Here is a 13,921-nt window from a genome sequence, read left to right as displayed (position 1 = left end):
AATATTTATAGGCTTTCATAAAAATGCTTCATCTCTTCGAACTCTTCCAAATCCAGATCATCTGCCCCTACGTCTGTTGGTGTCAGTTCCTGACCGGACTGATCAAGGCAATGACGAATGGTATTCAACAGGTGTGTTTCGAAGCGGGAGAAAAGTTGTTTGACCGTGCGCTCTTCATATGCATTCCTGTCATAGGATATACGGATACTTAATTTTCCGTCCTCCAACCGGCTATCCATATAAAGAGCATAAGATGAACCATTAATCACATCCTTGGTATCTGGTCCAATTTCAGCTTGCAGCGGCGATATAGAAAAATAAACCGATTCCGGGTGTGGGGAGTCTATATAACGGAAACCAATTTCCGGATGACGAAAACGTTTAGAATCCGTTGGATTGCTGGCTTCGGTCAGATATCTCAATGCACCGTAGCCCAAACCGTGATTTGGAACCTGCCGAACCGTTTCCTTCACACGCTTGAGCAACAGCGCTATATCATCCGCAGATTTGATGTCCAGTACAACTGGATACACGGACGTAAACTGCCCTACCGTTCTGGAGATATCCAGCGAATTTGTTTCAGCCTGCTCTCGGCCAGGGTTCTCCACATAGAGTGCAATCCGTTCTTGTCCTGACCATTCGGACACTGTTTGCCCCAGTACGGACAGCAGTACTTCCTCCGGCACGGTATTATAGGCATGATTGACCTGTGTCATCAGATGCTGGGTTTCGTCTGTTGATAATTGCAGGTGGAGCTGATGTGTTTGTCTCTCCGATCCAGAATCCGTAATGACTTCATGGTCTTTGGGAAGCGTTCTCCACTCTGACAACTCTATCTTGTTCCAATAGTCCTGCTCCTTGAGCAGCTCTTTACTATTCGCATAATGCTCAAGATGCTCTGCCCACGTTTGGTAAGCGTTCGTTTTGTCCGGTAAGACAATCGTTTCCCCATCCAGAGCTTGTCCGTAGCCTGTTGCCAGATCTTCGAGCAAAATATTCCATGAAATGGCGTCAGCCACTAGCGGGTCTACAGCAAGGAAAAGATGATCTCCGCTATCCAGACGGAAAAGCCCTGCCCGAATTCGTGGTCCTTCAAACAGCCGCAGGCTGCTTTGAATCCGTTGACATTCAGCTTCCATCTGACTGCGTGCTTCGCTTTCCGTTCCCGTAAGGGACAGTACCTCCAGCGTGATTAGCTCCTCATGCAGTCCTTTGTGAGCTTGCGTAACCGACTCGTCAGCCTGTTGTAATAAGCCAAGGCGCAGAGCATCGTGGTGCTCTACGATTTTCTTCAATGCGGCTCGCAATGGCTGCTCGTCAAAGCCCGACTTTGCCAACAGCAGTACCGACATTGCGGCAGGAAGTGCCTCGGATGCTGGATGCCGTTCAAACCCATCGAGTAGATGTCGTTGTATCGGTGTCAGTGGTACTTCTCCATCTATCGGACCTTGCTCTATCGGACGGGACAGTGTTTCTGCATAGCCGCTCAGGATTTCAATGGACGGATGCTCCAGTACGTGTCGGATATCCAGTAAATACCCGTGGAGACGCATGCGTGCGATGACTTGAACTGCTTTAATCGAGTCGCCTCCGAGCAGAAAAAAGTTATCCTGAATGCCCACCTGATCGCGTCCCAAAACATCTTGCCATACGGCGGCCAAAGCTTCTTCCACATCATTTCGCGGCGCTACATAGGCCACATCCGGTCGGAATAGCTTTTCAGGCTCCGGCAATGCTTTTCGGTCGGTTTTTCCGTTCGGTGTCAACGGTATCCGATCCAGAAACACGAAGTAAGACGGAACCGAATAATACGGGAGCAACTTGGCGGCATGTTCATGAATGACCGTTAAGCTTGGTGTTTCTTCTGTATGCAATACAATGTAGGCACACAAGACGGATTCTTGCTCTTTGTTTTGATATACAGTGACGACAGCCTCTTGAATTGCAGAATGGCTCATCAAAGCATTTTCAACCTCACCCAGTTCGATCCGGAATCCACGTACTTTCACCTGATGGTCGATTCGGCCGATAAACTCCAGATTTCCATCTGCTTTCCAGCGAGCGAGGTCACCCGTTCTGTACATTCGTGTCCCTATTGAAAATGGATTATCCACAAATTTTTCTGCCGTCAAATCCTCGCGGTTCCAATAGCCACGGGCCAGCCCTTCCCCTGCAATGCATAGCTCGCCAGGTATGCCGATGGGTTGTAATCTATCCTGCGCATCTATGACATACATTTGCGTATTAGCGATAGGGCGCCCAATGTCGATCTGTTTGGCATGGGTAAGTTCCTGCACTGCCGACCAAACCGTTGTTTCCGTAGGTCCATACATGTTATAAATGCGGGGACCGTTAAATTTCTGCATTGCCTCCAGCAGCCTGGGCGGAAGCGCTTCTCCCCCAACCATAATTTCCTGTACACCTTGCAGCGCACGGGAGCCTTCTTCATGACTCAGCAGCATGTGCAGCCGAGATGGCGTCATTTGCAGCATGTCAATATGATGTGCAGTAATCAGCTCGCCAAGTGCCTGAGGATCGACCTGATGATGGCGGTCGCCTAACACGACGGTCATTCCGCCCAGCAGCGGCAGAATCGTTTCCAAAACGAAAATATCGAACGAAATGGTGGTTAGCGATAAAATCGTTTTGTTTGCTGCAAAGTCGATCACTTCACGCATTCCTGTAATAAAATTCAGCACCGAGCGATGCTGGAGCATAACTCCTTTCGGATTTCCGGTTGAGCCAGAAGTATAGATGACGTAAGCCAGATGCTCCGGCTGAGCAGTGGCTTCCAGATTGGTCCTTTCCCCTTGATATACTTCCTCATCTTCGATAAACAGGGTGTTGGCGCTGTAATGGTGTTCTCCTACCAGATCGCGACTGGTCAGGAGCACGGCAGCCTCACTGTCACTCAGCATATACTCAATACGGGCTGACGGATATTCAGGATCGATAGGCACATAAGCGCCACCCGCTTTTAGCACGGCGAGCAGACCGATAATCATTTCCGCCGAACGCTGCACCATCAGGCCGACTAGCTTATCGGGTCCTACACCATGCGCTTGAAGTATCCGTGCCAGTGAGTTAGCACGTTCGTTCAACTCCCGGTAGGTCAGACGCTGATTTCCGAACACCAATGCTATATGACCCGGCGTCTGTACGACCTGCTTTTCAAACTGCCCGTGGACTGTCTCATGGTACGGGAAAGGAACGACGGTATGATTAAATTCGGTTAGCAGTAATTGCTTCTCTTCATCAGATACGATCGTAATATCGGCCAACCGCACCCCGACATCCTGCGTCACCGTTTCCAAAATTCGCACAAAATGCTCTCCCAGCCGTCGGATGGTCTCCGGTTTAAACAGCTTTGTGCCATACTCCAAAGTGAAGGACAAACATTCTTTTTCCTCGGTCACATGCAATGAAAAATCCACCTTGGAGATACCCGCGTTGAATTCTTCCGGTTTAAAACGAATGCCTCCTGTTTCCAAAACATCTGTGCCGACATTTTGCAAACTGAACATCGTATCGAACACCGGGTTTCGACTTACGTCGCGCACCAGTTCCAGTTTGTCTACAAGCTCATCAAACGGGTATTCCTGATGCTCCAGTACCAGCAGCGAGTTTTGCTTAACCTTCTGCAAAAAGGATTGGAACGTTAAAAAAGATCGCGGCTGATTGCGAAGAACCAGCGTATTGACGAACATGCCAATCATCGTTTGCGTATCCACATGCCGTCTTCCGGCAACAGGTGTACCCACGATAATGTCCTCTTGACCAGAATACTTGCCCAGCAGGACATTATAAGCCGCCAAAAGTACCATAAAGATCGTAGATTCGGTATCTTGGGCCAATTTGTAGAGTGTGTTAGTAAGTTTGGATTCCAAGGTGACGCTCAAGCTGTCACCTTCAAAGCTTTGTGTTTGTGGACGTGAAAAGTCCGTAGGTATATTCAGTATAGGAAGCTCGCCATTCAAGGTCTGGAGCCAATATGATTCATGCGCTTGCAATGCGTCGTCAGTGATCTGCTGCTTCTGCCAAGCAACAAAGTCTTTGTAATGAAGCTGAATGTTCGCAAGCTGTCTGCCCTGATACCGTTGAATGATTTCATCCAGCAGCACGGCCATGGAGAAACCATCGGACACGATGTGATGCATATCCACTAGCAGATTGAAGCCACCTTCGATAAATTCGTACAGTTCGGCGCGGAATAAAGGAGCTGTTCCCAGATGAAAAGGCTGAACAAACAAGGTCCGAGCCTGTTTTGCTTCTTCCTTGGAAATACGGGTATATGGTATGTCGAATGGAATCGTGTCCCGAACTTTTTGCACCACTTCCCCGTCTTCCAGATCGAAATACGTCCGAAAGGATTCATGACGCAAAATAACTTCCCTAACGGCTTTAATGAAGCGGGGAACCTCCAGATCTCCCTCTATGAAAAGCTGGCCGGGTACATGATAGGCCGTTCCGCCTCCTAGCTGATCCAGCACGTACATTCTCTTTTGGGAAGAAGATACCGGATAGAAGGCTTGCGATTTCACAGATACAATCGGTTCGTAGGTCTTCTTTGTTCCACCCGCAATATATGTAGCCAGCTCTGCAATCGTTTGCAGCTCAAAAATGTGGCTAAGTGGAATGTGTACACCCAGTTCCTTATTGACTCTCGACAGAATGACCGTCGCTTTTAGTGAATCACCGCCCAGTTGAAAAAAGTTATCGTCATAGCTGATATCCGTTACATGCAGAACGTCCTTCCAAATGTTCACGAGTTGATCTTCTACGCCCTGGTTCTCAGAAGCGGCGTCTGTTTTAGTGAATATGCTTGCTTGTCTCGGCTCTGGCAAAGCCTGTAGATCAGGCTGACCATCCGGCAGAAGAGGAATATGATCCATAGGAACCCAAAAACGGGGCTGCGTATAATCTGGAAGAATTTCGATTACAGCCTTTTTCAGTGCTTCTTCTTCCCATGGCTTCGATGCGTTTGCGACCACATAGGCGGTTATATATGAGACTTTTCCAGCTTCGTCCGTTTGCGGTGTAATGACGCAGGACTCCAATCGGAAAGTTTGCAGCAGGTGTTTCTCCAACTGCCCCAAATTAACCCGATGTCCGCGAATGTGGATAGTCCGATTCAAATTGCCAATATGCCCCAACTTGCCATCATTTTCCACGTAAGCCCATTCTCGGGTCGTTCCCAACAGGCCTGCTACTGAGGCTTGATACACCTCCCCTGCTGTCCCAACAGGTGCCAAATGCTTGTAGGCATCGAGGACGCAAAGATAGTTTCCGTTGGCATCGGTATTTGCTGCCCATGCAGTTCGAAGTTGTTCGTTCTCCGGCGCACGGAGTAAAGTCAGAGCGGAAACGCGAGCCCCTTCTTCCTTTACAAAGGAATGCAGCAGATTCAGGAAATATCCTGACCAGGCTTCGATAATGTTTGGCTGAAAAAGATCCGAATTGTAGTCGAAATCAAGACGTAATTGTTTCTGCTTTTCTGTCACGTTCAAAAACAACTCGTATTTGCTGAATGACACCTCATTCTCAACGAGTTCTGCTTCCAGTCCATGGAATTGAAAACGCGGAATCGGTCGATCCATATTGAATACAGCGTTAATGACAGGCAAATGCCTCAGCCCCAGCTCAGCGAGTCCGGCAAAGCTGTACTTTTGAAAGCTGTCCAGTTCATTCATGCGCTTTTTGACCGTTTGGACATGCTCCGTAAAAGTAGCATCAGGACGCACTTCGCTGATCATCGGAAGCAAGTTGACACAGTTGCCGATCAGAGAGAAGGCGTCCATATGGGATTGTCCTGCGGTGGGAACCCCCACCGTTACTTCCTGCTGCCCTGTCAGCCGATGTAGAAAAATCTGAAAGGCGGATAGCAGCGTTATAAAAAGACTGCTGCCTAGCTTTATGCTGGCGGATCTCAATTGTTTAACGAGCTTCGCTTCGAGCATTATGGTATGTCTGCTTCCTCTGGAAGACGGAATTTGTATTCCCCTTACCGGAGATGGCAGATGGAGGACAGGCTGCTGCTTTTCTAGCACTGCTGACCAAAAAGCAAGGGCCTCTTTTTTCCCTGCTTTCAATTGATCCTGCTGCCAAACAACGTAATTCCGAAAAGGTACTGGATCGGGAAGGTTGTAGTCAGCATGTCGAACAAGCGCAGAATAGATGTGTTCCAGTTCCTGAATGAATACACTGATTGACCAGCCATCCGCGATAAAATGATGAAACGTAAAAACACCCAGATGCTCTTCATCCGATATTTTCAGCAGATGAATTCGGAATAATGGCTCACCTGGCGTCATGGCAAATGGGGTTTCACTGTTCTTGATCATCCATGCCCGGATATGTTGTTCCTGTTCATCTGGGCGATAACTGGTAAAATCATGAAGCGGGATTTCCGCTTTCATCACAGGAGCGAACACCTGAGTTTCCCCATCGCCGCTCATAAAGATATGTAAGGCTTCATGACGGTTTACAATGGTCTGGACAGCTTGGTTGAACGCCTGCTGCTGAAGTGGACCACGAAACCGCAACAAGGCGGTTTCGTGTAAAGATTGAGAGTCACTTCGATCTGAAACAGAAGCGAACCAAAGCTGCTTTTGCTCTGGAGTTAACGCAATAATAGTTTCTGCTGCTTCATCCTCTGGAGGTACGGTTACAGGTACAGGTTGCTTTCCCGGTCCCGGGCCGTTTCCATTCGGGGGCGGGTCCGGTAAAAATCCTCCTTTACGCAGCTCGTTCACGCTATCCTTGACCGCTTGTACGATTCGCGCAATATCTTCCTCGGTATGGGCCGTGGACAAGAAGCAGTTTCGTCCCTCCCAGATATAGATGCCTTTGTCCAGCATGTGATAGAAGAACAACTCCAGATCGCCTTTGAGCACGAAGCGGAATAGGGAGCCAAAGTGAACGACCTTCATAGGTACGCGTTCGTCAGTGAAATAGCTGTTCAGCTCCGCTGCTAACGCCGAGGTGCGGCTGTTCAAGCGATTTTGCAGTTGCTCGCCATGCTTCTCCAAATGATCCAGCACCGCTAAGGATGCAGCCATTGCCAGCGGATGATGGCAGAAGGTTCCTGCCACAAAGGTTCGCTGCTGCTCATGCTGCGGATAGGAATCGTCCCCGAAGCTCCACGTGCCTCCGTCGATCCCGTTCATAAAGGCGGCTTTTCCGGCTACGATGCCGATGGGCAGCCCGCCGCCAATGATTTTACCGTAGGTCACGAGGTCGGCTTGTACCCCAAACCACGCTTGGGCTCCTCCGGGCTGAATCCGGAAGCCTGTGATGACTTCATCAAAAATGAAGGCAGTACCCGACTGCTCTGTTATCTGGCGAATTTCCTGCAAAAAGGCTTTAGGCTGAAAATCTGGTCGGCGGCTTTGCACCGGCTCCACTATAACCGCGGCCAGTTCATGCGCATGGGTGCGGATATAATCTAGAGAATCGTCCGCCCCATAATGAAGCACGACGACATTGTCCACCATATGCTGCAAGATACCTGGAGCTAGAGGTGTCGAATGCTCCTTGTCATCACCCGCGCTCCCCAGTGCCAGCACCCCGTCGAATGTACCGTGATACGAGCCAGCAAAAAGGACGATTTTAGCTCGTCCTGTGGCAGCACGTGCCAAACGGAGCGCGACCATGACGGCCTCCGTGCCGGAATTATACAGGGCAATTCGTTCCACACCGGTCATCTTGCATATTCGCTCGGCGACTTGCCCAGCCATGTTGGACATGGGGCCAATACACATGCCGTTCTTCAGTTCTTTCTCAATTTTTTCACGAATAAAGGCTGGATTATGTCCAAACAGATTTACACCAAAGCCCATCGTCAAGTCGACATATTCATTGCCATCCAGATCCCAAATTTTTGAACCGTCTGCACGCTGGGATACAATTTGATACACCATTTCCTTCAAAACAGGCCGGAAACCAGCCACATTGCGGTTATTGGCGTATACGGAGCGATACTGCTGGGTGTACTGTTTGGTGCTACGCGTACGGGCCGTGTAGCGTTCAATCAGTTCTTGCAGGTGTTGTTCCTGACGGAGCGAAAGCAATTCACGTGCTTTAACATCCAGCTTTTTATAAGGCGTATACGGCTTGGCTTCATTGCCTATCTGCTTGGAAACAGCCTTTACGGATGGTGCTGGTGCTAGTGCAGCCGCGACTTTCTGCTTGGATTCGGTACGGATGATCTGCGCACTTTCACTACTTGCCGATAGCAAAACGCCCGTTTCCGGGTTAAATGGCTCGGAAGCTATTACGGATGCAGATGGCTGATGCCGGAGAACATCGAGCTGCTGTGACATCAGATGTAGCTGTTGCTCCAAAATTCGCTCTACAGCCGCAGGAGCTGTAGCGATTGGAAAGCTTTGAGCCCGTGTTTGCCCAGCCGTGTCTATGGCATAAACGGATGCCGCAGCCGGAACAGCGGATTCATGAGACGGTTGAGTTAACGGGAAAGCTGCATGATCAACCTGATTCAGAGTTGTTTCTGGACGATTTTCCACAGATTGAACCGGGGTTTCAGCAGAAGTGAAAGTGCTCACCCGCTCGGCTACGTAGCTGGCCAACAGCTCCAGCGTGGTCAACGATTCGAAAAATTCGCTCATTGGAATATCCAGTCCGAAGGTATCCTTGATACTGTGGCGAACCTGAGACAAATTAATGGAATCTAGCCCAAGCTCCAGAAAATGTGTTTGTGGTTCCAGTTCCTCCAGACTGAGTTGGGACACGTTACCGATCATTTTCGCTAACTTTTGAAGAATAGATGATTTGTGCTGATCGATAGCAGATGCTGGCGCTGAATACTCGTTCCCCATCATTCCAGACTCCTTTACTGTTGAGTTTTCATGAACTGGTACCTTCTGTTCCGTTCGAACCTGTTCGGGTACGTTAATCCAGCATCTTTTCCGTTCAAATGGATACGTAGGCAGAGAAACCTTTTTATAGTGCTTACCTGCATAGAGGGCATTCCAATCGATCTGCGCTCCTTGCACATACTTGGCAGCCAGTTGCTCCAGTGATTGCAACGTGTCCAAGCTTCCAGTGACCATCTCTGCGCCACCTGTGCTATCCGCTTTCCCGGTGTATACGCCTTCGACGACTCTGCCTTGTTCGTGCAACTGAAGCACCTTCGCTTTCAACGCATCCGCCCCTACGGCAGCTACAGCAATCCGGTGATTCAGGTGGCTTCTGCCTGTGTTAGCCGTATAGCATACATCCTGCATCACGAGCTCTTCCGCACGTCCGAACCGTTCTGCGTACCGTCCGACCAACTGGCGCAAAGCGGATTCACTTCGCGCCGACAGGGTCAACAGCATTGGTGATGATCTATTGTTGCTGTCCGTTGAGGCTTGGTCTGATTCCGTCTTCGCTATATATTCCTCCAGCACCACATGGCAGTTTGTCCCGCTGAATCCAAAGGAACTCAGTCCGCTTCTTCTCGGGAAACCGTTCGACTTCCATTCCCGTAGCTTCGTATTGGCATATACCGGGGATTCCTCAAAATGGATCTTCTGGTTTGGTGTGCGAAAATGAACGAGCGGCGCAATCTGTTGGTGCTTCATGGACAATACGGATTTGATCAAGCCCGCAATCCCAGCGGCTTCGTATAAATGACCGATATTCGTTTTGACCGTGCTGATGGCCACAAACTGCTTACGCTGTGTATGCTTGCGGAAAGCCTTGGTAATGCCGTCAATCTCAACCGGATCGCCCAGTTTGGTTCCGGTGCCATGTGCTTCGATACAACTTATCGTTTCAGGATCAATCCGTGCATCGCGCCACGCCTGCGCAATCACTTCTGCCTGAGCCAGCGCATTCGGCGCGGAAATACCAATCGTGTTACCGTCCTGATTAATGGCACTTCCCTTGATCACGGCTAAAATGTTGTCACCGTCTTGTTCAGCTTTGCGCAGCGGCTTCAGTAAAACGGCTCCAACTCCTTCACCCCAGCCCGTTCCGTCCGACTGGTCGTCGAAGGCGCGTGCTCGATCATCGGAGGATTCCATGCCAATGCCCGCTTTCAGCGGCAGTAAAATCGTCTTCACTCCACCTGCCAAGGCCATGTCGCAGTCTCCGCTAAGGATGGACTTGCAGGCCAAATGCACTGCCACGAGTGATGAAGAGCATGCTGTATCAATGGTTAGCGCCGGACCTTTTAGATCGAGCAAATATGCAATCCTGCTGGAAATAATGGATGATAAATTACCAATGGCAAAGTTCGGCAGCGCGCCCGGTTCCACCTCAGACAACAAACGCTCGTATTCGAAGCTGGTTTTGGAGAAGCCGACATACACGCCGACCTTTTGGCCTGCCAGTTGCTTACCCCCATACCCCGCATCCTCAATCGTGCTCCAGGCTGTTTGTAGAAATAACCGTTGATTCGGGTCCATGAGTGAGGCTTCCCGTGGAGTCAGCTTAAAGAAGGAGTAATCGAATTTGTCTACTTCATCCAGATAGCCGCCTTCTGCAATTTGTATATTCCGTCCTTCCGTATTCAGACGGGAAATGAAATCTTCGGCATCTTTTCTTCTTTCGTCGCTGTACGGGCCGATATTGTCAGCCCCTGATGCCACATTCGCCCAAAACTGCTCTAATGTTTCCGCTTGAGGAAACTTGCCTGACATGCCGATGATGGCGATATCCCGGACATTTGCTTCCTCCTTGGCCTCGGACTGTGCTGTTGCAGCCGGGTCGCTGCTCATGCCCTGACTAGAGATATATGCAGCAAGCTTGGCGATGGTCGGATAGGAAAAGAAGTCCGTCACCTCAATATGAATCCCTAATTGATCCTCCAAAAGGTCCACAATTTGAACGAGCTGCAAGGAAGTCACTCCGATATCAAAGTAGCTATCGTCCGTCCCGATCGACTTTACATTTAAAATATCCTGGCAGATTCCAATCAGCTTCTGTTCTATCTGTCCTTGAGGTAAGACTACACGCTCAGCTGCTTGCATGACTCGAGTAGCCTCGGCCAGTGCTGTCAATATTTCATCAAATTCGCCCTGCTCATAACTCTGGGCTAATTTGAAGCGCTGAACCTTTCCACTGGTTGTTTTAGGAATACGCCGGATTGGAACCACATCCTGAATATGCCAACCTCCCCGGTAATTTAGATGACTTTTCAGCTTTTGGACAAGCGGTACAAAATGCTCTATCTTTTTCGTGTGCATCACAAAGGCAATAATACGATCCTGCCTCATTTGCGTATCATGTACACCGCAGACGGCTACTTTTCCGAGATCCACACCATCCAGTTCCTCGGCAATCCTCTCGATGTCATGCGGGTAGACATTCTGTCCGTTCACGAAAATGATATCCTTGGCTCTACCAGTAATAGTCAGGCGACCGTTCCGCATAAACCCTAAATCGCCGGTGATAAGCCAGCCATCCTCTGTTTTGACCTTCGCGGTAGCCCCTGGATTGTTATAGTATCCGGATGCCACATTTTTGCCGCGGATCTGTGTGTGTCCAATCACCCCATCTTCGAGCACCTGATTTTGTTCATCGCAAATGCGGACAGAGGTACTAGCCAGCGGATACCCCAAATCTACAAAAGTAAGACACCGCTTGTCGGACTTGTCCACTTCTTCTATAGGTTCACCTACGTGTAACTGCTGCCGATTCAAATGAATGGGGATAAAGGTATTTTTGTCCAGAGGTGGAGAGGAAACGCCCACGCTCGCCTCTGCCAATCCGTAGACAGGCAACATCGTATTTTTATTCAAACCGTGAACACTCATTGCATCCATAAACACATGACAAAGCTCCACAGATACGGGCTCCGCTCCATTTAAGATCATACGGACTCTCGACAAATCCCAGTTAGCTGCTGTTTCGGGTTTATACTGATCGAGAAAAAATTTATATCCAAAATTGGGAGAGCATATTTGAGTCACCTTATGCTCCGATACTTTTTTTAGCCATAAAGACGGGCGTCTGATAAAAAGTGCCGTTGGCATAATCAACTGCTTGGCATTAGCGATCACACAGGTTAAATGAAATGCGATCAATCCCAGGTCATGCGTAAGCGGCATCCAGCCCAAATAAGCATCCTTGGAGCTCATACCCGTTTGATTTGCGATATCCCGAATATTGTAAACCAAATTTTCATGCGTCAGCATGACTCCTTTGGGATCACCTGTAGAACCTGAGGAAAATTGGATAAAAGCTAAATCCTCCGGTTTGGGTATATGGACAACACCTTTACTCTGATTGGAATAATCGAATATATGGCTTGAAAAAGTCGCTTTTTTAACGGACTCAAAGGAATCCGGCAGTTCGTGCTGGTGCGAGTATTTTTCTAACTGTTCCAATACCTTGTCATCTGCAATCATATAAGGGCGGGAAAGTGTATTCCAGATTTTAAGCAATTTCATTTTATGCTCATCATTATTCCCTATGCTTACAGGAACAGGAACGATTCCACCAAGTAGGCAACCCCAAAATACATTCACAAAGGTATGATTGTCGTCGATCTGCATGATCAGCTCATCGCCAGGTTGTATCCCTTTTTCCTGTAATTCATAAAGTACCTGTAATGCTTGCTCCAGAAGTTTACAGTAGGATACGTATTCCTCTTGTTTATCACCAGAAATAAAGGTGATTCCGTTCTCATCCCGGCTTGCACGGTCTTGAATGATTTCAATTAAAGTTTGAAACTGTTCCATCCTGATCCCTCCTCAATTGCTCTAGCATTACTTTCTGCTCTCCTTCGGAGACCTGTTTGGTTTGCAACACCAGGCGAATACACTCCAAAATCTCCTGTCTTTGCTCAAAAGCAGGAGGTGAACCGCTCCCTGATTCAGAGCTTCGAAGTAATTCATCCAGTCTTCGAACAGGTAAAATAACACCCTTTCGATAATCATCTTCATTCCAATTGGCATTGGGGGTAGATACCGCCAGTGAAAGGGAACGAGCAACCCAATCACGGATTGAGAAGCGGCGTTCCAGTTCAACGCGATCCAAGTCTCTATCCACGGACAGAAATTCAATGGTAGTGTTTATTTCCTTCGCCAAATTTTTCAGCACCGTTCGTGGACCTAACTCGATGCCTTGTTTCACGCCACGATTCACCATATACTGCATGGTTTGAATCCAGCGAACCGGGTGAGTCATTTGCAAAATCAATCCTTGACGGATGCTGTCAACATCGGGGTATGGCAGAGCGGTCACATTGGAGATCACGGGCCACTTCGCCTCATTTAAAGTGTATTTTTGCAGCTCTGCGGTCAGTCTATCCGCAGCATGCTGCATCAGCGGACTATGAAAAGGGCCGCTGACCTGCAAGCGGGTAATTTGGGCTCCTCGCTGTTCTAACTCGCCAGCTACCACAGCAACAGAAGTGAGATGACCTGAAACGACGTACTGGTTAGGTGAATTGTAACAGGCAATGACAGCAGGCTGATCGACTGTAGAATGCAGACGACAGAATTCTTCCACAGCGCCTGGCTCAGCTCCGCGAACGGCAATCAAGCTGCCCAGTCCGGCCACTGCGGCTTCTTCCATGATGCGTCCTCGCTTTTGAACCAGTCGTAAAGCGTCGCTAAAGGATAGAACACCGCTACTTACCAGAGCTGAATATTCACCCAGGCTATGACCTGCTGAAAATTCAGGGATAATTCCGATTTCATGCATATAACGCCGGAATGCAATGACACTGATCGTGAGAAGTGCGGGCTGAGTATAGAATGTTCTGGATAGCTGGGTCATCGGACCTGCCATGCATAAAGCTTTCAGATCATATCCCAAAATATCAGCAGCCTCTTTGAACAAGCGATCCGCTTCTGCAAAGCCGCTATGCCACGTAGCCCCCATTCCTACATACTGAGAGCCTTGCCCAGGAAAAACCAAAGCCATGCGATTCATATCAAACCCCTTTCCACAAAAAAAATATGGATAAACA

2 protein-coding genes are annotated in these 13,921 nt (G+C 48.9%); both read right to left on the bottom strand.

Features of this window, described 5'->3' with window-relative positions:
• Positions 1-5: 5 nt before the first annotated feature.
• The gene (locus ACYCSE_RS21435) at positions 6-12,686 is read right to left on the bottom strand and encodes a non-ribosomal peptide synthetase/type I polyketide synthase (RefSeq protein WP_459699786.1); all 12,681 of its coding nucleotides are present in this window, start codon (positions 12,684-12,686) and stop codon (positions 6-8) included.
• Positions 12,661-13,884, bottom strand: a complete 1,224-nt coding sequence (fabD, locus tag ACYCSE_RS21430) for an ACP S-malonyltransferase (protein ID WP_459699784.1) — start codon at positions 13,882-13,884, stop codon at positions 12,661-12,663. Before fabD ends, ACYCSE_RS21435 begins: the two co-directional genes overlap by 26 nt.
• Positions 13,885-13,921 lie beyond the last annotated feature (37 nt).

It is taken from the genome of Paenibacillus sp. SEL1 (genome assembly GCF_054602535.1).
Note: the sequence above shows the minus strand (reverse complement) of the source record. Positions and strands in the feature narration are given on the sequence as shown.

Coding starts and splice junctions, on each gene's coding strand:
- ACYCSE_RS21435 (WP_459699786.1), bottom strand. CDS start 12,686: ATGGAACAGTTTCAAACTTTAATTGAAATCATTCAAGACCGTGCAAGC.
- fabD (WP_459699784.1), bottom strand. CDS start 13,884: ATGAATCGCATGGCTTTGGTTTTTCCTGGGCAAGGCTCTCAGTATGTA.